The sequence below is a fragment of the Streptomyces azureus genome (assembly GCF_001270025.1).
In the GTDB taxonomy this organism is placed as follows: Bacteria; Actinomycetota; Actinomycetes; order Streptomycetales; family Streptomycetaceae; genus Streptomyces; species Streptomyces azureus.
On record NZ_DF968368.1, the window covers coordinates 42,070 to 62,435 of the forward strand.

Below are 20,366 nucleotides of genomic sequence, written 5' to 3' on the forward strand. Positions count from 1 at the left end.
CCGACGGCGCTGACCGTGAAGAGGATCGCGGCGATCTGCATGCACCGGATGCGGCCGATGCGGTCGGCTATGCGGCCGGCGGTCGCGGCACCGATGGCGCAGCCGATGAGGGCGATGGCGATGACCTGGGCGAGGGCTGCGGAGCCGATGTCGTAGCGGTCCCTGATGGCCTCGACGGCGCCGTTGATCACGGAACTGTCGTAGCCGAAGAGGAAACCACCCATCGCGGCCGCCGCCGCGATGAAGATGACATGCCCGAGATGCTCGGGATGAGCCGCCCTGGCTCCTGACTTGGGTGCCTGCGCTGTGCTGGTCACGTGTACTCCTCGGGCCACCGGCAACGCTGCCGGAGCGAATCAGCCTTCGAGGTGCCACCTGAAGGTACCTGAAGGTAAAAGGAACGTTGCCGAGACTATGCCTTCAAGTTTCGAAGTCAATAGATCAGCAGCTGTGAATCTGAGGCAGGAGTGTGCCCGTAATGTGTTCAAGTATTGAAGGCGCCGAGAATTGCAGGTGAGACCGGTGTAGACCGCATCCATCTAGCGGAGGCGCTGGCTGATGACCTTCGACACACCGTCGCCCTGCATGGAGACGCCGTAGAGCGCGTCGGCGACCTCCATGGTGCGCTTCTGGTGGGTGATCACGATCAGCTGGGAGGCTTCCTGGAGCTCCTGCATGATCCTGATGAGCCGCTGGAGATTGGTGTCGTCGAGAGCGGCCTCGACCTCGTCCATGACGTAGAACGGGCTGGGCCGCGCCTTGAAGATCGACACGAGCAGCGCCACGGCGGTCAGCGACCTCTCCCCGCCGGAGAGCAGCGACAGCCGCTTGACCTTCTTGCCCGGCGGCCGGGCCTCGACGTCCACGCCGGTGGTGAGCATGTGGTCGGGGTCGGTCAGGATCAGCCGCCCCTCACCACCCGGGAACAGCCGGCTGAAGACGCCCTCGAACTCCCGGGCCGTGTCCCGGTAGGCCTCCGTGAAGACCTGCTCGACGCGCTCGTCGACCTCCTTCACCACCTGGAGGAGATCCGCCCGCGTCTTCTTGAGGTCCTCGAGCTGCTCGCTGAGGAACTGGTGACGCTCCTCCAGCGCCGCGAACTCCTCCAGGGCGAGCGGGTTCACCTTGCCGAGCTGCTGGTAGGCGCGCTCGGCGGCCTTCAGGCGCTTCTCCTGCTCGGCCCGGACGAACGGCCTGGGCCGGTTGCGCGGATGCTCCGGGTCCTCCGGCAGCTCCTCGCCCTCGGCGGGGGGCGAGGGCGGCACGAGCTGGTGCGGTCCGTACTCCGCCACCAGCCCCGCCGGTTCGACACCCAGCTCCTCCAGCGCCTTGGTCTCCAGCTGCTCGATCCGCAGCCGCTTCTCGGCGCCGAGTACCTCGCCGCGGTGGACCGAATCCGTCAACTTGTCGAGTTCGGCCTTGAGATCGCGCCCCTCGGTGCGGGCGCGGGCGAGTTCCTGTTCGCGGCGGGCCTTGGCGGCCTCGGCAGCGGTGCGCTCCTCGTCGGCGCGGGCGAGGGAGACCTCGACGTGGGCGAGCAGCTGCCGGGCACCCGAGCCGACGGCCTCGGCGACCGCCGCCTCGTGCCGCAGCCGGGCCCGCCGCTGCTCGGCACGCGCGCGTGCCTCGCGTTCCGCACGGGCGGCCCGGTCCAGCGAGTCGGCCCGTCCGGCCAGACCCTTCACCCGTTCCTCGTGCGTACGGACCTGGAGTCGGGCCTCCATCTCGGTCTGGCGGGCGTTGGCCCCGTCGGCGGCGAGCCGGTCGCGTACGGAGGTGTCGGGCTCCTCCTCGATCGGCATCTCCTCGGCGACGGCGAGCCGCTCGGCGAGTTCCTCGACCTCCGCGAGTGCCTGGTCGAGGGCCTCCTGTGCCCGGGCCGCGGCGGCGGTGGACCGCTCGGCCTCCCCCGCGGCTCCCCGTGCCTGCCCGGCGAGCCGGCCGAGCTGCTGGGCGACGGCCGACTTCTCCCGGTCGGCGGCCCGGCGCCGCTCCCCCAGCTCCTCGACCAGGGCGGCACACTCCTTGCGCCGTTCCCCGGCCGCGTGCTGGGCCTCGGTCAGCTCCTCGCAGCGGACGGCCAGCTCTTCGAGTTCGGCGGCGGCCTCGTCGACGGAGGCCTGCACTTCGAGGAGGCTGGGCGCGCCCGCGGAGCCGCCGTGGGCGAAATGCGCGCCGAGGAGGTCGCCTTCGGCCGTCACCGCCGTGAGGTCGGGGCGGGCGTAGACGAGATCCTCGGCGTCTTCGAGGGTGCCGACCACGACGATGCCGTGCAGGAGACGGCGTACGGCAGGCATGAGGTCGGTGGGACCGCGGACCAGATCTGCGGCGAAGGCGTGTCGTGTGTCTGCGGGTTCGTTGTGGCCGGTCGCGCAGTTCCCCGCGCCCCCAGGGTCGGAAGCTCCCGCCAAGAGCAGCGTCGCCCTGCCCCCGTCCTGCTTGCGGAGAAGTCTGATCGCGTCGGCCGCCGAGGCCGGGGACGTCACGGCGATCGCGTCCGCCGCCGCTCCGAAGGCGGCTGCCAGGGCGACTTCGTACCCGGGGGTCACCGTCAGGAGTTCCGCCGCCGGGCCGAGGATGCCGGAGAGACGATCCTTCGCCGCGAGCAGTATCCCGGTGCCGTCCTTGCGGCGCAGTCCGAGCGCCAGGGCCTCGTGGCGGGCCTGGGTCGCGGCGCGCTTGCGTTCCGCCGCCGTGGTCGCCTCGCGGGCTGCCGTGAGGGCGGCCTCGGCCTCGGCGAGCTGCTGCTTCGCGGCCTCGTGCTGCTCGGCGAGTTCGGCGTCGCCTGCGTCGAGGCCGTCGACCTCGGCCTTGAGTGCCTCGTATTCCTCCTGCGCGGCGACGGCACGTTCCTGCGCCTCGTCGCGGGCGGCGGCCAGGCGTTCGATCTCGGCCTGGGCGGAGGCGGCGCGGGAGCGGGCCGCGTTGACCTGGCCGCTGAGCCGGGCCAGGCCCTCGCGCCGGTCGGCGATGGCGCGGGCGGCGTCCCTGAGGCGTCGTTCCTCCTGGGTCAGGGCGCGCTCCAGCTCGGCGCGGTGGGCGACCGTGTCCTCCAGGGCGCGTTCGGCCGCCTCCAGGGCCGCTTCCAGTTCGGCCTCCTGCTCGCGGATGCGGGCGGCCTCGCGCTCCATGTCCTCCGGGTCGCGGCCGCGCCGTTCCTCGGGGGGCGCGGAGGTGGCGCTCTTCACGCGGGCGTCGGCCAGCGAGATCGTGCCGCGCACCCGCTCGGCGAGCTGGGAGAGCTCGTACCAAGTCTGCTGGGCGCGCTGGAGGCGCGGCGTGAGCTGCCGTACCTCGTCCTCCAGGAGCGCCTCCCGCTGGAGCGCCTTGCGCAGCGCCTGCTCGGCGGCCTCCTTGCGTTCCTTCAGCGCGGCCTCGTCGGCGACCTCTGCCTTGAGGGCTTCCCGGAGCCGTACGAGGTCGTCGGCCAGCAGGCGCAGCCGGGCGTCGCGCAGGTCGGCCTGGATGACGGCGGCCCGGCGCGCGACGGCGGCCTGGCGGCCGAGGGGCTTGAGCTGCCGTCTCAGTTCATCGGTGAGGTCCTGCACGCGCGCGAGGTTGGCCTGCATCGCGTCCAGCTTGCGCAGCGCCTTCTCCTTGCGCTTGCGGTGCTTGAGGACGCCGGCGGCCTCCTCGATGAAGGCGCGGCGGCCCATCGGGTCGGCGTGCAGCACGGAGTCGAGCTGGCCCTGGCCGACGATGACGTGCATCTCGCGGCCGATGCCGGAGTCGGAGAGCAGTTCCTGGATGTCGAGGAGGCGGCAGGTGTCGCCGTTGATCTGGTACTCGCTGCCGCCGTTGCGGAACATGATCCGCGTGATGGTGACCTCGGCGTACTCGATGGGCAGAGCCCCGTCGGAGTTGTCGATGGTCAGGGACACCTCGGCCCGGCCCAGCGGCGGGCGGCCGGTGGTGCCGGCGAAGATGACGTCCTCCATCTTGCCGCCGCGCAGCGACTTGGCGCCCTGCTCGCCCATGACCCAGCTGAGCGCGTCGACGACGTTGGACTTGCCCGAGCCGTTCGGTCCGACGACGCACGTGATTCCCGGCTCGAACCGGAGTGTGGTCGCCGAGGCGAACGACTTGAACCCGCGGAGGGTCAGGGCCTTGAGGTGCACGCCGCCGGACTCTACCGCTCGGGTTCGTCTCACTCCATGAACCCACGGTTTCGCGACTGAACGCGCAGGGCACACCAGACGTTAAAGACGGTGAAAGGATGCGGGGGCAAGAAAGAAGGGACGCCAGCGGCGTCCCTTGTACTTCTGACAACTCAGCGGTTATGACGGGCGGCCCAACCACTGCGGTGCTGTTGTGGAGCGGTGCAGTGATCAGGTGAGCGCAGGCTCCGCCTGGTGTGCGTCAACGCGCTCCATGATCCTGTCGTGAGAAGCGGCAGCCGTCAGCGCTTCGTTCTCGGCCTGGATCCGTACGAGTTCGGATTCCAGGTCCTGGACGCGCTGCTGGAGCCGTCGCATCTCGGCGAGGAGTCGAGGGTCGGAGCCGCCGACGTAACCGAGAAGCGCCTTTGCCATGATGGATGGTCCTCCACAATGAGTGACCGACCGATGCGGTGTGGGTCGTGAGGGATTCCGCACCCGCAGTCTTGGCAGGGCCTGGAGTTGTGCTGCCGTTCAGCCATGCCAAACAGCTAGGTGCGCGGGGTGCTTTCAGCGTCTCACCAAAAAGTTTGACGGTCAACACGATCACGCCCCGTATTGGCGAGCGACCCGGCGCACACGGCCTGGAACGGCGGTGCTGCGACTTCTGCGGGGCCCTCGGGGCGTGGCGATCATCCTTGCGTGTGCGGCCTGCCAAGGCAAGTGATTCTTGCAATCACCAGCAAGTTTCCGTCCTGAGCGGCCGTCGGCGACCGGTCCGCGGGGCCGCCGGCGGTATGGGATCAGCGGATGGCGAAGCCCTCATAGCCGCCACGCGGTGTGTCCCAGATCTCGGTGACGCCGTCCACGCGGCCGGGCGTGTCGTCACTCCGGAGCCACTCCAGCAGACCTTCACAGCCCTCTCGCGCGCCCTCCGCGACCACTTGGACGCGCCCGTCGCCCAAATTGAGAGCAAAACCACTCAGGCCGCCGATCTCCAGGGCCTTGGCCCGGGTGAACCAGCGGAAACCCACACCTTGGACGCGTCCACGCACCCAGGCGACCAGTCGCACATCCTCGCTCATGACTGCAACCTAACCGCCCGATCTTCCCTCCGGACACTTCCTCCACTTGCGCCATGCGGTACCGTCCCCACCCAACGAATCTCATATGAAACTCACACGATCGAGTGAGTTTGGTGTTGATCTCGAGGACGAGTCGACCGCCAGGACGAGGAAGGCCAGGACATGGGACGCCACCGACGCTCCGCCGCCGGCCGCGCCGCCACGGGCCGCGCCACGGGGATCACGCACGCCGACGGCTCCGCGGCAGGCCAGGACCCGCTGCACCCCACCGCGGGAGACGGCCCGACGATAGGCATCGCGCCCTACCTGAACCCCGAGGCGCACGCCGACACCTACGCGAAGAGCGAGGCCTACCTGTTCGCCACGGGCGCCTCCGAGCCGGGTGACGGCCATGACGCCCGGACGGCCGACACAGCCGTCTTCGCCGGCGACGGCTTCACGCCCGACGGCGGCGCCCGGCGCGCGGGCTCGCACCGCCGCCGGAAGAAGACCGCGCGGCCGATGCGCACCGGGCTGCTCGGTGTGTCCGCGGCGGTCGCCCTCGGTACGGTCGCGGTCGCCACGGGCGCGGTCCCCGGCCTCGAGAACTACCAGCTCGGCGGCGGCAACGGCGCCGCCGACAAGGTGCAGGCCGGGGACACGCCGACGAACAGCCCGACCGAGCAGGGCGGCACCACCGGCAGCGCCGACGGCCGGGACGGCGCGCCCACGAGCCGGGACGCCGAGCGCTCCCTCTCACCGTCGCCGTCCGCCTCGAAGTCGTCGGCCGCACCGACGAAGACGCCGGAGAAGCCGGAGAAGACGCAGGAGAAGACCCCGGAGAAGAAGAAGCCGGCGGCCACCCCCCGCGAGAAGCCGGACAACACCCCTTCCCGTACGGCCACCAAGGCGCCGCAGAAGCCCAGCGCGCCCGCCGCCCTCTCGGAGGAGTCCGCCACCGCGGCCCAGGTGCTCAAGCTCGTGAACGAGGAGCGGGCGAAGGTGGGCTGCAGCCCGGTCGCCGCGAACAGCGCGCTGACCGAGCTGGCACAGAAGTACAGCGAGGACATGGCCGCGCGGGGCTTCTTCGACCACACCGACCCGGACGGCAGGACGCCGTGGGACCGGGCCGAGAAGGCCGGGATATCCAACCTCGGCGGGGAGAACATAGCCCGCGGCCAGGCCGACGCCGCGGCCGTGATGGACGCCTGGATGAACAGCCCCGGCCACCGCGCCAACATCCTGAACTGCGACTTCAAGACGCTGGGCGTCGGTGTCGAGTTCGGGTCGGGCGGCCCGTGGTGGACCCAGAATTTCGGTTACTAGACCCCCGCCACTAACCACCAGTTAGCGCAATCTGTTGGTTAGCGCTGTGCTGGCGTAGGCTGGGCATATGACCACCACCCAGGAGCTCACGGCGGGGCTGGACGACCTCCCGTACAACGTGTTCGCCAAGGCCTGCCCCTCGCGCGGCACGCTGGAGCACGTCACGGGCCGCTGGGGCGCACTGACGCTGGGCGCCCTGTACGAGGGCTCGCTCCGCTTCAACGAGCTGCGTCGCCGCGTCGACGGCGTCAGCGAGAAGATGCTGTCCCAGACGCTGCACGCGCTGGAGCGCGACGGCCTGGTGCACCGCGAGGCGCAGCCGACCAACCCGCCCCGCGTGGATTACGAACTGACGCCGCTGGGACACGGCGTGGCCGAGCGGCTGCTCGCCCTGATCCACTTCGTGGAGGGCAGCATGGACGACGTACTGGCCGCGCGGGAGCGGTACGACGCCGCTAGGGCGTGATCCGCGGGGGCCGCTGGCACGTCGGGCAGTAGTAGCTCGACCGGTTCATCCAGGGTCGTCGGCGCATCGGGGTGCCGCAGCGCCGGCAGGGCAGGCCCTCACGGCCGTACGCGTCGAGAGACCTGTCGAAGTAGCCCGACTCGCCGTTGACGTTGACGTACAGGCTGTCGAAGCTGGTGCCGCCCACCGCGAGGGCCGCGTTCATGACGTCCCGCACATGGCCGAGGAGCAGCAGGGTGCGCGGGCGCGTGAAGGTCGCGGTCGGGCGCTCGTAGTGGATGCGGGCGCGCCACAGGGCCTCGTCCGCGTAGATGTTGCCGACACCGCTGATCAGCGACTGGTCGAGCAGGGCCCGCTTGATCGTGGACCGCTTGCGGCGCAGCGCCCGGTGGAAGGCCTCGTCGTCGAAGAGCTCGTCGAGCGGGTCGCGGGCGATGTGCGCGATGACGTCGGGCAGGCCCTCGGGGGTGTTGTCGTGCAGCGACAGACCGCCGAAGGTGCGCTGGTCGACGAAGCGGAGTTCGGTGTCCAGGGCGTCGCTGAAGCGGACGCGGATGCGCAGGTGTTTCTCGTCCGGGGCCGTGTGCGGCTGGACCAGCAGCTGGCCGCTCATGCCGAGGTGGGCCAGGATCGACTGGTCCGTGTCCTCCAGGGGCAGCCACAGGTACTTGCCGCGACGGCTCGGGATGCCGATGCGGTGGCCCTTCAGGCGGTGCGCGAAGTCGTCGGCGCCCGCGAAGTGGCGGCGTACCGCGCGCGGGTGCAGCACCTCGGCCTCGGCGACGGTCCGGTGGGCGACCCACCGCTCAAGTCCGCGCCGTACGACCTCGACCTCGGGCAACTCGGGCATGGGGTCCCCCGTCACAAACCTGTGGATGACCGAGCGCCCGCCCCCGGGCAGGGGCGGGCGCTCGGGTGCGCTGTGCTGTGCCGGCCGCCCGGCTGGAGCGCCGGGTGGTGGCTGTCAGCCGTCGACGCTGCCGTCGACGGCCGTGTGAGCGGCCTGAGCCGCCGCCGTCTGCGTCGCCTCTGCGGCCTTGGCCGCCTTGGCGCGCTCGTCCGCCGCGGCCCGGATGGACCGCCACGCGGACTCGGCGGCCTGCTGCTCCGCCTCCTTCTTGCTGCGGCCGGTGCCGGTGCCGTACGAGACGCCTCCGACGCGGGCGGCAGCAGTGAAGGTCTTCTCGTGGTCGGGGCCGGTCTCCGTGACCAGGTACTCGGGCACGCCGAGCCCCTCGGTCGCGGTGAGCTCCTGGAGACTGGTCTTCCAGTCCAGGCCGGCTCCGAGGTTCGAGGATTTCTCGATCAGGGGATCGAACAGGCGGTGCACCAGCTCCGCCGCCGAGTCCAGCCCTTGGTCGAGATAGACCGCGCCGATCACCGCTTCGAGGGTGTCGGCGAGGATGGACGCCTTGTCCCGGCCGCCTGTGCCCTCTCCACCCCGGCCGAGCCGGATGAAGGAGCCCAGGTCGAGCCCGCGCCCCACCTCCGCAAGCGCACGCGAGTTCACCACCGCGGCCCGCAGCTTGGCTAGCTGGCCTTCGGGCAGGTCGGGGTGGGTGCGGTACAGCGTGTCCGTGACGACCAGGCCGAGCACGGAGTCCCCGAGGAACTCCAGGCGCTCGTTGGTCGGCAGACCGCCGTTCTCGTATGCGTACGACCGGTGGGTCAGTGCTCGCACCAGAAGGGCGGACTCGACCTTGTAGCCGAGCCGCCCTTCCAGAAGCGTGTGGGACGAGGCCTGGTTGTCCGCCGTTGCGCTCCCGCTCACGCGGGAAGACTTGTTCTTAGGCGTGGACACAGTGCCTCTCACCAGCCGCTCAGACCTCGAGGACCTGGCGCTTGTTGTAAGTGCCGCACGAGGGGCACGCGATGTGCTGCTGCTTGGGCTCGTGGCAGCGCTCGCACGCAACCAGGGTGGGGACCGCAGCCTTCCACTGCGACCGGCGGTGGCGCGTGTTGCTGCGCGACATCTTCCGCTTCGGAACAGCCACGGCTACTTCTCCTGCTTCTCGTCGACGCCAGGTTCGGCGCCGCTCATCTCGTCCTTCTCGCCGTCCGACATGGTGTCGGCGAGTCCCTGCAATGCCGCCCAACGGATGTCGACGGCGTCATGGTGGTGGTCCGGGTCGTCCGCCAGCCGTGCGCCGCACTCGGCACACAGACCAGGGCAGTCTTCCTGGCACACCGGCTGCATCGGCAGTGCGAGCACCACCGCATCCCGCAGCACGGGCTCGAGGTCGAACAGGCCGTCCTCGAGGAAGAGCCTGTCCTCGTCGTCCTCGGCGTCGTCGCCCGGTTCCGCGATCACGCGGCCCCGGTCGTCGGCGTCAGGGTACGAGAACATCTCCTGGAACTCCGCTTCGACGTCGAGCTGAAGCGGCTCCAGACACCTTACGCACTCCCCCTCGGCGGCGGCACGGGCGGTGCCTGTGACGAGCACCCCTTCCATGACCGACTCCAGACGGAGTTCGAGCTCCACCGGGGCGCCTTCCGGCACTCCGATGACTTCCTTGATGCCGAAGTCCTTGGGAGCGTCGACCGTGCGGGTCAGGCGCTGTAGCGCACCGGGCCGCCGGCCCAGCTCGTGCGTGTCGAACACGAGGGGGTTGCGGTGGTCGAGGCGGGCGTTCAGGGCCATTCCTGCTTTCGATCTGCCGAGCTGAGGGGGACGCCGCCCTTCGGTGTTCCCGGGCAGCGTTGATCGCGGACGTACGCGCGACCGAAGAGCCAGGATACTGGACCTTTGCCTGTCGGCCCAATCCGGTGCTCAGCCGTTGCCGCGGCCCTGCTCGTACGCCCGGAGCTGCTCGGCGCTGATCATGCCGGTGTCGAAGAGGCTGGTCTCGTCCAGGGCGTATCCCTGGTGGCTCTGGCGCCCCTGCTGTGGCTGCTGCGCCTGCTGGTCCTGCTGGGCCTGATTCGGGTCGTACGCGGCCTGCTGCGGGTCGTAGCCCTGGTAGGCGTAGGGATCGGCCTGCTGGTAGCCGTACGGGTCCTGCTGGGCGGCGTACGCCTGCTGCTGCGGGTAGCCCTCGTAGGGGCCGGGCTGCTGCTGGTAGGCGTAGGCCGGCTGCGGCTGGCCGTAGTCCTGCTGCTGGGCGGGCTGCTCGGCCGGGGGCTTCTCCTCCGCGAGGGCGGCCAGGCCGGCGAGGTAGTCGGCGTCGCTGGTGTGCTGGACGGTGCCGGTGTCGTCGGCGAGGGCGCCGAGGTCGTCGGCGGCGATCCGGCCGTGCAGCTTCTGCCGGCCGCGGCCGACGGCCTCCAGGGTCTTGGCGAGGACCGCCTCGAAGGCGCCGAGCTTGACGTCGACGTACTCGTCGGCCGTACGGCGCTGGGTCTGCGGGTCGTGGCTGCGCTCGGGGGCGTCCTCGTCCTCGTAGCCCTGCTCGTCGGTGCCGGGGCCGGTACCGAGGAGTTTCTCGCGGCCGCGGCCGACCGAGCCCAGGGTCTTGGTGAGGACGACCTCGAAGTTGGCGAGCTTGGAGTCGACGTAGTCGTCGGCCTCGGCGCGGATCTCCTCGGCCTCCCGGCGGGCCTCGGCGAGGATCCGGTCGGCCTCGGCCTGGGAGCGGCGGGCGACCTCGGTGTCGGAGATCAGGGAGCCGCGCTCGGCGTGTGCGCTCTGGATGATCCGCTCGGCCTCCTGGCGGGCCTGTTCGACCATCTGCTGGCGGTCGCCGATCAGCTCCTGCGCCTGGGCGAGGGAGCCGGGCAGAGCCGCGCGCACCTCTTCCAGCATGGAGAGCAGTTCGGCGCGGTTGACCACGCACGAGGCCGACATGGGCATGGACCGGGCGCCGGAGACCGCGGCGACGATCTCGTCGAGCTTCTTCTGCACGTCCACCGTGTGCTCGCCACTCTCTACAGATGCGTTGGAGACGGACGGGACGACTGTACGGCCACGGGGTTCCCGGGGGACACCGGGTGACGGGGTGTCAGGGTCCCGTGCGGCGCCCGGGGCGCGTTCAGTCCTTCCGCAGGCGCTCGCCGAGGGCCTGGAGTACCTCCGCGGGGACCAGGTGGGAGACGTCGCCGCCCCAGGTCGCGACCTCCTTGACCAGGGAGGACGACAGGAAGCTGTAGGTGGGGTTGGTGGGGATGAAGAGGGTCTCCACGCCCGAGAGACCGTTGTTCATCTGAGCCATCTGGAGCTCGTAGTCGAAGTCGCTGACCGCGCGCAGGCCCTTGACGATGGCGGGGATCTCGCGCTGCTTGCAGAAGTCGACGAGCAGGCCGTGGAAGGCCTCGACGCGGACGTTGCCGTACTCGGCGGTGACCCGGCGGATCAGGTCGATCCGCTCCTCGATCTCGAACAGGCCCTTCTTCGACTGGTTGATCATCACCGCGACGTAGACCTCGTCGTACAGCCTGGAGGCGCGGGAGATGATGTCGAGGTGTCCGTTGGTGATCGGGTCGAACGACCCGGGACATACGGCGCGGCGCACTTGTGATCCCTCGCTCTCCGGTCCGGTCATCGTGCGTCTTCGCACGTAGAGGCGGCGCGACCGTACCAAAACGTTCCCTCGCCGTACCGACGGGCCCGGAGGGCTTCGAAACCCTCGGGCCACCGGAATTCACCGCCTCTGGTGCTGCGCTCCACGGTGACGAGGGCTTCTTCGGCGAGCCACCCTTCCGAGCGGAGTGTGAGCAGGATCTCGCGAAGATCGTCGTCCGTGACGGCGTACGGCGGGTCGAGGAAGACGAGGTCGTACGGGGCGCCGGGGGGTGCCGTGCGGATGATCTGTTCCGCTTTGCCTGATCTGACCTCGGCGCCGGGGAGTCCGAGGGACTTCACGTTGTCGCGGACCGTGCGGACGGCTTTGGCGTCGGCCTCGACCAGGAGGGCGTGGCCTGCGCCTCGGGAGAGGGCCTCCAGGCCTACGGCCCCTGATCCCGCGTAGAGGTCGAGGACGCGTTCGCCTTCCAGGGGGCCGCCGAGGAGGGACTGCCAGGTGGAGAAGAGACCTTCGCGTGCGCGGTCGGAGGTGGGGCGGGTGCCGGTGCCTGGGGGTACTGCCAGGCGACGTCCGCCGGCTGTGCCGGCGATCACGCGGGTCATCTTCGGTCCTTGGTCGTGAGCGGCTTCAAGTTCATTGTGGCTGGTCGCGCCCGCGCGGCGGTAGCCGCATATGGACTACAGCCCCGCGCTCCCTGGCTGGCATAACTCACCCCTTTTCCAAGTACTGCTCCCTCTCCTCGTCCAAAAGGGCGTCCAGTGCTGTCCGCAGTGCCGGGAGATCGGTCAGCTCCGGGTCCTTGGCCACCACCGCTGCTGCCTCTTCCCTCGCCTCCGCGATGATCTCCTCGTCCTCGATGACCGCGAGCATCCGCAGGCTGGTTCGGGCGCCCGACTGGGCCTGGCCTAGGACGTCGCCCTCCCGGCGTTGTTCGAGGTCGATGCGGGAGAGTTCGAAGCCGTCGAGGGTGGAGGCGACCGCGTTCAGGCGCTGGCGGGCGGGGCTCGCCTCGGGCATCTCGCTGACCAGGAGGCACAGGCCGGGGGCCGAGCCACGGCCGACGCGGCCGCGTAGCTGGTGGAGTTGGGAGACGCCGAAGCGGTCGGCGTCCATGATCACCATCACCGTGGCGTTGGGGACGTTGACGCCGACCTCGATGACCGTCGTGGCGACCAGGACGTCCGTCTCCCCGGCGGCGAAGCGGCGCATGACCGCGTCCTTGTCGTCAGGGTGCATACGGCCGTGCAGCACCTCGACGCGGAGGCCCTGGAGGGGGCCCTTGGAGAGCTGTTCGGCGACGTCGAGGACGGCGAGGGGCGGGCGTTTCTCGGCGGCGTCCTCGGGGGACTCCGGGGGCGCCGGGGACTTCTTCTTGCCGGCCTTCTTCGGGTCGTCCTCCTCGTCGCCGATGCGGGGGCAGACCACGTACGCCTGATGGCCGTTGCCCACTTCCTCGCGGACCCGTTCCCAGGCGCGGGACAGGAAGTGGGGCTTGTCGGCGGCCGGGACGACATGGCTGGCGATCGGCGAGCGGCCGGCCGGGAGCTGGTCGAGGACGGAGGTCTCCAGGTCGCCGAAGACCGTCATGGCGACCGTGCGCGGGATGGGCGTGGCCGTCATGACCAGGAGGTGCGGGGGCTGTTTGCCCTTGCCGCGCAGGGCGTCGCGCTGCTCGACGCCGAAGCGGTGCTGTTCGTCGACCACGACCAGGCCCAGGTCGTGGAACTGCACCTTGTCCTCGATCAGCGCATGCGTGCCGATGACGATGCCGGCCTCGCCGGTGGTCAGGTCGAGCAGGGCCTTGCGGCGGGCGGCCGCGCCCATGGATCCGGTGAGCAGCACCACCTTGGTGGCCTGCTCGGCCCCGCCCAGCATGCCGCCCTCGGCCAGCTCGCCCATCATCTCGACGATCGACCGGTGGTGCTGCTGGGCGAGCACTTCGGTGGGCGCGAGCATGGCGGCCTGGCCACCGGCGTCGACCACGGCGAGCATGGCGCGCAGGGCCACCATGGTGTTGTGGGTGACGGTGAAGTTGTCGGTGACGTACGCACGGCTCGGGTGGGCGACGCTGATGCACTGGACGGGCTTCCGCCCCACGTACTCGACCGCCCGGATGCCGCGTCGGAACGTGGTGGACTTCGGCCTCGGACGCACGCGTTCTGCTTTGCGGGTGAGCCGGAACGGGGCGTAAGCGTCCGGCAGGGACACCTGCACGTCGTACGCGGCCTTCTTCGGCAGCACTCGCGCCCGGCCGCCCAGAGAACGTACGAGCCATGCGACGTCCTCCGCGAGTCGGCGCGAAGCCGAGCAGAGGGAGATGTTCATGCCGTCGGCTTGGACAGTGCCGTCCGTGTCCAGAAGTCCCTGCAACACGGCGAGACGGTCCTTGATCGGAGCGTTCTTGAAATCCTGAGGGACGAACTTGTCGTGGGACGTCGTTCCCCAGAGGCCCAACTCGCGCAGGACCTGGATCACTGGGTTGCGCACTCCTTTGGCACGCTGCTTGAGCTGGATCGTGTAGTCACAGTGCGATCCCTTCACCGGTACCAGCCGGCATTCGGGCGCTACTGCCGCCGCTACCGCGTCATGGATCTCGTCGTCGATGATGGAAAGGCGGAGATCGTGCCGGAACGAACCGTCCCCCAGCAGCAGTCCGATCAGGTACGGGTCGAGGGGCAGCCCGGCGTCGCCGCCGAGATCGACCGGCTTTGCCGGCGGGATGTACCACTTCGACGTCCCGTTGGCCTTGAACGTGTCGAGACGGATCTCCCGGGTCGTCATGACCTTGGGAGCCTGGCCGCGGTGCCAGCCACAGCTCGTACCGACGATCCAGAGATGCTCGTCGTCGCACTCGACGGAACTCCCGTCGGACAGAACCAAGCGCCACACATCGCGCTCCCCCTGAGGAAAGACGCCATCGATCAGCGCGATGTCCCCGTCCGGCACCACCACCTCGTCGCCCACCCGCAGATCCCCCATGGCTCGGAAGCCCGTGGGTGTGAGCACCAGCGAGTCGAGGGGCTGGGCCTTGCCCGATCCGACCTCCCCCTGCAACAACCGGTGCATCGGATGCTCGGTCGCCAGGTCCTCGAAGATCTCCCGGGAGACGCGCTGCTGGCCCTCGGTGAGGGTGAACGGGAGGCGGGCGTCGAAGGCCGTGAGGAGGCCGTCGGGGCTGGGCTTGCGGGGGACCGCGGGGAGCTGGGCGTCCGCGTGGCGGCGGCGGGCGAGGGCGACCTGGAGAACGAAGGCCTCGTCCCATTTGAGGCGGGCGCGGGCGTCCTCGATGTCCGCCTTGGTGTGCGGGCGGTGGATCTTCAGAAGGGCCTCGGGGAGGGAGACCAGGCCGCGGCCCTCGCGCAGCGAGTCCGGCAGCGGGTCGACCGCTTCCTGGGCGGTGGGCAGGACCGTCTGGAGCGCCTTGCCGATCTTCCAGGACTCCAGCTTGGCGGTGGCCGGGTAGATCGGGATCAGGGCGCCGGCCCATGTCTCGACGGACTCCTCCGGGTCCCCTCGCAGCAATTCGTAGGCAGGGTGGGCCAGTTGGAGGCGGCGGTTGAAGACGGAGACCTTGCCCGCGAACATCGCGCGGGTGCCCGGCAGAAGCTCCTTGTGGGGCTTGTGAACGCCGTTGCCGAAGAAGACCAGTTGGAGGCGGCCGCTGCCGTCCGTGATCGTGACCTCCAGGCGCTGGCCCTTGCCGCGCGGGGCCCTGGCGGAGGCGAAGGTGTGCAGGCGGGCGTCGGCGACCTGGGCGACCACCGTGACGTGCTCGTCCATGGGGAGGTCGGCGAGGTGTGTGAGCTGGCCGCGCTCCTCGTATCTGCGCGGGTAGTGGTGGAGGAGGTCGCCGACGGTGAGCAGGCCGAGGTGCTCGGCCATCACCTTCGCGGTGGCGGGGCCGAGCACCGACTTCAGTGGTTGTCGCAGCGGTTCGTGAAGTGCGGGCACGAGATCCATTGCACACCACCCCACTGACAATGCCGTAGAGGCCGTGGCGCACGTCGCCGTATACGTCCCGGAAACCCCTGGTCAGGCGGCTGGTTCGGGCCTTAGGATGACGCGCTCCCGGCCCTCCTTCCGCGGTCACCTCCTCACCGGGACCGCCCGACCCCGCGCCGTCGCGAGTCCCCCACCGGCGCCGTGAAGATGGACTCCCAGACCTCACAGGCATCCCAGGCATCCCATCCGCCCCAGTCACCTCATACGTTCCAGGTCGACCTGCGTGGTCTGGTTGACCTGCTCTCCCACCACCTCTACTCCAGTCCCAAGGTGTACCTGCGGGAGCTGCTGCAGAACGCCGTGGACGCCATCACCGCCAGGCGCACGACGGAACCCGACGCTCCGGCCCGGGTGCGGCTGTCCGCGGAGGGCGGCGCCCTGCACGTCGAGGACACCGGTGTCGGGCTCACCGAGGCGGACGTGCACGACCTGCTCGCCACGATCGGGCGCAGTTCCAAGCGTGCCGAGGGCCTTCAGGAGGCGCGGTCCGAGTTTCTCGGGCAGTTCGGCATCGGCCTGCTGGCCTGCTTCGTCGTCGCCGAGCGGATCCGGGTGGTCAGCCGGAGCGCCCGTACGCCCGGGGCGCCGCCGGTGGAGTGGACGGCGTCCGACGACGGCTCGTACACCGTGCGGACGCTGCCGGACGCCGAGCGCCCCGAACCGGGCACCACCGTGCATCTGGTGGCGCGGGCCGGAGCCGCGGAGTGGCTCGCGCCCGAGCGGGTCGAGGCGCTGGCCCGGGACTTCGGATCGCTGCTGCCGTACGACGTCCGGGTGGGCGACGAGGCGGTCACCGATCTCCCGGCGCCCTGGGACCGGTCGTATCCGAGCCCGGCAACCCGCCGTGTCGCCCTCGCCCGGCACTGCCACGAGCTGTTCGGCTTCACCCCGCTCGACACGATCGACCTGTCCGTACCGGTGGCCGGCGTCCGCGGGGTGGCGTACGTGTTGCCGTCGGCCGTCAGCCCGGCTCAGCGCGCGGGGCACCGCGTGCATCTCAAGGGCATGCTGCTGACCGAGCGGGCCGAACATCTGCTGCCCGACTGGGCGTTCTTCGTGCGCTGTGTCCTGGACACGGACAGTCTGCGGCCGACGGCGTCGCGCGAGGCGCTGTACGAGGACGAGACGCTGGCCGCCGTGCGGGAGGCGCTGGGCGAGCGGGTCCGGGCCTGGCTGACGGGGCTGGCGGCCGGTGATCCGGAGCGGCTGGCGGCGTTCCTGGCGGTGCACCACCTGGGCGTGAAGTCCCTGGCCCGGCACGACCGGGAGATGCTGCGCACGATGCTGCCGTGGCTGCCCTTCGAGACGACCGACGGGCGGCTGTCCCTGGAGGAGTTCGCACAGCGGCACCCGGTGGTGCACTTCACGAGGACCGTCGAGGAGTACCGGCAGGTCGCGCCGATCGCGTCCGCGCAGGGCATCGGCGTGATCAACGGCGGCTACACGTACGACAGCGAGCTGGTGGAGGCGCTGCCCTCGGTACGGCCGGGGACCGTGGTCGCCGAGTTGGACGCCGAGACGGTGACCGCGCACCTGGACGCGGTCGACCCGGCCGAGGAGCTGGCCCTGTCCGGCTTCCTGGCGGCGGCGCGGGCCCGGCTCGACCCGCTGGGCTGCGACGTGGTGCTGAGGGCCTTCCACCCGCTGTCTCTGCCCGCCCTGCACCTCGACGACCGGGACGCCCGGCACGAACAGGCCCGGGCCGACGCCGAGGCACAGGCCGACGACCTCTGGGCGGGCATCCTCGGCTCCCTGCGCGGCAGCGCTCCACGCGCGCGTCTGGTGCTCAACCACCTCAACCCGCTCGTCCGGCGGATCAGCTCGCTGCACGACCCGGAATTGATCGGCACCGCCGCGGAGTCGCTGTACGGGCAGGCGCTGCTGATGGCGCAGCGGCCGCTCAGGCCCGCCGACTCGGCGCTGCTCAACCGCGCGTTCATCGGCCTCCTGGAGTGGGCCACGCACAGCGAGGACGGTCAGGCATGAGCGAGATCACGGACATCGACGCGCTGCGCCGGGCGATGGCGGAGAACGCCGACCAGCCGGAGGGCCCGTCCCGCAACGCGCGTGCCGAGGAACTGCTGGCCGCCGCCGAGAAGCTGAACGTCCCGCTCGCCGTGATCGAGGCGCTCGGACACCAGCTGAAGGTCTACAACTACAGCTCCGAGAAGGGGAAGATGTTCGTCCCCTTCGCGCGCCTGCTGCGCATGTGGGACGAACGCCCCGAGGACTTCGACGAGTACGAGACCCACTCGCTGCACTGGGTCTTCAAGTGGGTGTCGTCCGGCATGCTCGACCAGCCGCACATCCCGCTCGCGTCGATCGAGAAGTGGCTCGGCGAGATGGAGCACCGCTACCGGCTCGCCGGTTACTCCGAACGGGCGGTGCGCAGCGCCGAGCACAGCGTGGCCGCGCATGTGGGGGACCTGGCGCGGGCCGAGCGGGCGTATGCCGCGTGGCTGGCCGCCGACCGGGACGGCATGGCCGACTGCCACGCCTGCGAACTGCACGGGCAGGGCTGGTGGCAGGCGGAGCGGGGCCGGGACGCGCAGGCGCTGGAGCTGTGGCGGCCGGTGCTGGAGGACGAGTACGCCTGCGCCCACGAGCCGCACGCCGCCCTCGCGTCCTCCCTGGTGCCGCTGCTGCGGCTGGGCCGGCTGGAGGAGGCCCGTGCGAACCATCTGCGGGGCTTGCGGCTCGTACGGGCCATGGAGAGCATGCGCGGCGCCTACGCGCAGCACGTGGAGTTCTGCGCGCTGACCGGCAACGAGGCGCGCGGTCTCGAACTGCTCGCGGAGCGGCCGGCGTACTTCACCGACGACGGGCAGCCGCAGAGCAGGCTGGATTTCATGAGCGTGGTGGCCCTGCTCATGGACCGTCTGACCGGGCTGGGGCTGGGCGACCGGCAGGTGCCCGGTCCGGCCGGCCGCGAGTGGACCGCGCGTGGACTGGCCGCGCACGCGCGTGCGGAGGCCCTCGCCCTGGCGGCCCGCTTCGACGAGCGCAACGGCACGACGTACGTCAGCGAGCGGGCACGCGCGCGTATGGAGCAGCGCCCGCTGGTGGAACGGCTGCCGCTGGGGGTGCGGTCCGTACAGCCGGTGCCGCCGTCCGCTCCCCCGGTGGTCACGGCCACCGCCGAGAAGCCGGATCTGCCCGCCCTGCTGGCCGAGGCACGGCGGCTGTCGGACAACCTGCGGCCGGGCGCCGTGGAGGCGTGGGCGGCGGTCGCCGAAGCCGCGGCGGGCGTGGACCTGGAACCGCGCGACCGGGCCGAGCTGGCCGACCACGAGGCGATGGGCCTCGGCCCGGAGGGCACCGCCCTCTTCGAACGGGCCGCGGAGCTGTACGCGGCGGCGGGCGACCCCGGGGAGGCCCTGGCGGCACGCGCGCGTGCGGCGTACGTACGCGCCCTCGGGGGTGGCGTGGACGCGGCGCTCGCGGCGGTGTCCGGCCTCTACGACGAGATCCTCGCGCTGTACGCCGCCGGCGGCACCGGAACACGGCAGACGGCGTCCGTCCTGATGGGCCGGGCCCGGATCCTGATGCGCCGGGCGCACGAGGCCGGGGAAGGTCTCGCAGAGGGTGACGCCGAGCGCGACGGCCCGGAGGCGGTACTCGGCGAGGCCGAAGCCGCTGTCCGGGAGGTCCTGGCACTCGTCGACGGACGGGCCGGGGAGGACGTACGGCTGGCCGCGCGGGCCGCCGAGGCGCAGGCGATGCTCGCCGAGCTGGCCGGACTGCGCGGGGATCTGAAGGCGGCCGCAGGGCTGTTCGCGCGGGGCGCGGCGGCGTTCGTCGCGGCGGGGCTGCCGTGGTTCGCGGTGGAGTACGAGGCCCGGCTGGCCTCCCTGGCCCACCACCTCGGCGACATGGCGGAGGCGGAACGGGCGCTGCGGGCGGCCCTGGAGCACGGCGGGGCCCAACTGGAGGCGACCGGACGGGCCCAGCTGCACCTCCAGCTCGCCGAGTTGGCCGGCGGCCGGGACGAGGCCGTGGAGGCCGCCCAGCACGCCCTGGAGGCCGCACACTGGGCCGACGAGGCGGGTGAGAGCGCAACGCTGGGCGCCTGGGCCCGGCAGCAGCTCGGCGGATTCCTGCTGCGGCAGGGACGGTGGGCCGAGGCCGCGGAGGTGCTGGAGTCGGCCCTGCCCGACTTGACCGCCGAGACGCACGGCGACGGGGCGATCGTGCAGACGCAGTGGTGGCTCGGCGACTGCCTGAGCGAGCTCGGCGAGCACCGCGCCGCCGCCGAACGGCGTCTCCAGGCCGCCGAGATCGCCCGGCACTGGCCCGAACAGCACGACCACGCGACCCTGGCCCACCTGGCCGGGGAGTCCCTGGGGCAGGCCGGGCTGGCCGAGGAGGCGGACCGGGCCTACGCACGCGCGGGCGGCCTGTGGCGCGAACTCGGCAACATCCACGGGCTGATCCGCTCCCTGCGCGCCCGCGCCTGGCTGGCGTTGCGCGCGCAGGACGGCCTTGAGGAGGCACGCGCCCTGATGACGGACGCGGTCCGGGAGGGCGAGGCGGCACGGGACACGGCCGCCGACGCGGAGTCCCGGCAGCAGCTCGCCGCCGAACTCGGCCACACCCACCGGCAGTTCGGCGACCTGCTGGCCCGGTCCGTCTCCGACGACGCCGACGTCGCCTCGACCCGGGCCGTGTTCGAGGAGGCCCTGTCCCAAATGCTGCGGTCGGCCGAGGCGTTCGCCTCCCTCGGGGACGCCGCCCTGCACAACCGCACCGGCGCCGAGCTCGCCGCGGGCTGGCTCGAGGCCGACCTGGGCCGCCTGGACGAAGCGGCGGCACGCGCGCGTGCGGTGCTGGCGGCGTACGACGGACGCGACCCGTCGGAGACCGACGACGGGGACGCCGACGGCGAGGCGGTGCGGGCCCGGCGGGCGGAGGCGGAGCAGATGCTCCAGCTCCTGGAGTAGGAGCATCCGGA

General features: G+C 71.2%; 15 protein-coding genes and 1 pseudogene. 4 read left to right on the forward strand and 12 right to left on the reverse strand.

Annotated features, from left to right (window positions below; genetic code table 11):
* From AOQ53_RS46700 to AOQ53_RS29670, 4 genes and pseudogenes are all read right to left on the reverse strand, one after another.
* Positions 1 to 317, reverse strand: a pseudogene (locus tag AOQ53_RS46700) (MFS transporter); the annotation flags it as partial.
* Positions 318 to 539: 222 nt separating this feature from the next.
* On the reverse strand, positions 540 to 4,118 hold the full coding sequence (gene smc / locus AOQ53_RS29660; RefSeq protein ID WP_059421919.1) for a chromosome segregation protein SMC: 3,579 nt from the start codon (positions 4,116 to 4,118) through the stop codon (positions 540 to 542).
* A 210-nt stretch (positions 4,119 to 4,328) separates the two neighbouring features.
* The gene (locus AOQ53_RS29665; RefSeq protein ID WP_059421921.1) at positions 4,329 to 4,532 is read right to left on the reverse strand and encodes a hypothetical protein; all 204 of its coding nucleotides are present in this window, start codon (positions 4,530 to 4,532) and stop codon (positions 4,329 to 4,331) included.
* Between the two features lie 368 nt (positions 4,533 to 4,900).
* Entirely contained in the window at positions 4,901 to 5,182 is a 282-nt protein-coding gene (locus AOQ53_RS29670) for an acylphosphatase (protein WP_059421923.1), read from the reverse strand.
* A gap of 162 nt (positions 5,183 to 5,344) precedes the next feature.
* On the opposite strand from AOQ53_RS29670, the gene AOQ53_RS29675 reads away from it, so the two are divergent.
* Together AOQ53_RS29675 and AOQ53_RS29680 are read left to right on the forward strand one after the other, a co-directional pair.
* On the forward strand, positions 5,345 to 6,487 hold the full coding sequence (locus AOQ53_RS29675; protein ID WP_059421924.1) for a CAP domain-containing protein: 1,143 nt from the start codon (positions 5,345 to 5,347) through the stop codon (positions 6,485 to 6,487).
* Between the two features lie 67 nt (positions 6,488 to 6,554).
* Entirely contained in the window at positions 6,555 to 6,953 is a 399-nt protein-coding gene (locus AOQ53_RS29680; RefSeq protein ID WP_059421926.1) for a winged helix-turn-helix transcriptional regulator, read from the forward strand.
* On the opposite strand, the gene mutM is transcribed toward AOQ53_RS29680, so the two are convergent.
* From mutM to AOQ53_RS29720, 8 genes are all read right to left on the reverse strand, one after another.
* A complete protein-coding gene (gene mutM / locus AOQ53_RS29685; protein WP_059421928.1) occupies positions 6,943 to 7,803 on the reverse strand; it encodes a bifunctional DNA-formamidopyrimidine glycosylase/DNA-(apurinic or apyrimidinic site) lyase in 861 nt (286 codons plus the stop codon). The two genes, AOQ53_RS29680 and mutM, sit on opposite strands and share 11 nt — an antisense overlap.
* A 114-nt stretch (positions 7,804 to 7,917) precedes the next feature.
* Positions 7,918 to 8,754 carry a ribonuclease III gene (rnc, locus tag AOQ53_RS29690; protein ID WP_408055202.1) on the reverse strand — a complete coding sequence of 279 codons (837 nt, stop codon included), beginning with the start codon at positions 8,752 to 8,754 and terminating at the stop codon, positions 7,918 to 7,920.
* A 19-nt stretch (positions 8,755 to 8,773) separates the two neighbouring features.
* Positions 8,774 to 8,947, reverse strand: a complete 174-nt coding sequence (gene rpmF / locus AOQ53_RS29695; protein WP_003951102.1) for a 50S ribosomal protein L32 — start codon at positions 8,945 to 8,947, stop codon at positions 8,774 to 8,776.
* Positions 8,948 to 8,949: 2 nt separating this feature from the next.
* Entirely contained in the window at positions 8,950 to 9,594 is a 645-nt protein-coding gene (locus AOQ53_RS29700; protein WP_059421930.1) for a YceD family protein, read from the reverse strand.
* A 129-nt stretch (positions 9,595 to 9,723) separates the two neighbouring features.
* Entirely contained in the window at positions 9,724 to 10,800 is a 1,077-nt protein-coding gene (locus AOQ53_RS29705; RefSeq protein WP_059421932.1) for an ATP synthase F0 subunit B, read from the reverse strand.
* A gap of 121 nt (positions 10,801 to 10,921) precedes the next feature.
* Positions 10,922 to 11,401 carry a pantetheine-phosphate adenylyltransferase gene (coaD, locus tag AOQ53_RS29710; protein WP_059421933.1) on the reverse strand — a complete coding sequence of 160 codons (480 nt, stop codon included), beginning with the start codon at positions 11,399 to 11,401 and terminating at the stop codon, positions 10,922 to 10,924.
* A 26-nt stretch (positions 11,402 to 11,427) separates the two neighbouring features.
* Positions 11,428 to 12,015 carry a 16S rRNA (guanine(966)-N(2))-methyltransferase RsmD gene (gene rsmD / locus AOQ53_RS29715; RefSeq protein ID WP_059421935.1) on the reverse strand — a complete coding sequence of 196 codons (588 nt, stop codon included), beginning with the start codon at positions 12,013 to 12,015 and terminating at the stop codon, positions 11,428 to 11,430.
* 106 nt (positions 12,016 to 12,121) lie between these two features.
* The gene (locus AOQ53_RS29720) at positions 12,122 to 15,373 is read right to left on the reverse strand and encodes a helicase-related protein (protein WP_059421936.1); all 3,252 of its coding nucleotides are present in this window, start codon (positions 15,371 to 15,373) and stop codon (positions 12,122 to 12,124) included.
* 189 nt (positions 15,374 to 15,562) lie between these two features.
* Here AOQ53_RS29720 and AOQ53_RS29725 point away from each other — a divergent pair, with 189 nt between their 5' ends.
* Together AOQ53_RS29725 and AOQ53_RS29730 are read left to right on the forward strand one after the other, a co-directional pair.
* Positions 15,563 to 17,401 (forward strand): HSP90 family protein, encoded by a 1,839-nt coding sequence (locus tag AOQ53_RS29725; protein WP_059422070.1) that lies wholly within the window; start codon positions 15,563 to 15,565, stop codon positions 17,399 to 17,401.
* Positions 17,398 to 20,355: a hypothetical protein gene (locus tag AOQ53_RS29730; RefSeq protein ID WP_059421937.1), complete on the forward strand. Its 2,958-nt coding sequence runs from the start codon at positions 17,398 to 17,400 to the stop codon at positions 20,353 to 20,355. The genes AOQ53_RS29725 and AOQ53_RS29730 overlap by 4 nt, the downstream gene beginning before the upstream one ends.
* The last annotated feature ends 11 nt before the right edge of the window (positions 20,356 to 20,366 follow it).

Coding starts and splice junctions, on each gene's coding strand:
- AOQ53_RS29665 (WP_059421921.1), bottom strand. CDS start 4,532: ATGGCAAAGGCGCTTCTCGGTTACGTCGGCGGCTCCGACCCTCGACTC.
- AOQ53_RS29670 (WP_059421923.1), bottom strand. CDS start 5,182: ATGAGCGAGGATGTGCGACTGGTCGCCTGGGTGCGTGGACGCGTCCAA.
- AOQ53_RS29675 (WP_059421924.1), top strand. CDS start 5,345: ATGGGACGCCACCGACGCTCCGCCGCCGGCCGCGCCGCCACGGGCCGC.
- AOQ53_RS29680 (WP_059421926.1), top strand. CDS start 6,555: ATGACCACCACCCAGGAGCTCACGGCGGGGCTGGACGACCTCCCGTAC.
- mutM (WP_059421928.1), bottom strand. CDS start 7,803: ATGCCCGAGTTGCCCGAGGTCGAGGTCGTACGGCGCGGACTTGAGCGG.
- AOQ53_RS29700 (WP_059421930.1), bottom strand. CDS start 9,594: ATGGCCCTGAACGCCCGCCTCGACCACCGCAACCCCCTCGTGTTCGAC.
- rsmD (WP_059421935.1), bottom strand. CDS start 12,015: ATGACCCGCGTGATCGCCGGCACAGCCGGCGGACGTCGCCTGGCAGTA.
- AOQ53_RS29720 (WP_059421936.1), bottom strand. CDS start 15,373: ATGGATCTCGTGCCCGCACTTCACGAACCGCTGCGACAACCACTGAAG.
- AOQ53_RS29725 (WP_059422070.1), top strand. CDS start 15,563: ATGGACTCCCAGACCTCACAGGCATCCCAGGCATCCCATCCGCCCCAG.
- AOQ53_RS29730 (WP_059421937.1), top strand. CDS start 17,398: ATGAGCGAGATCACGGACATCGACGCGCTGCGCCGGGCGATGGCGGAG.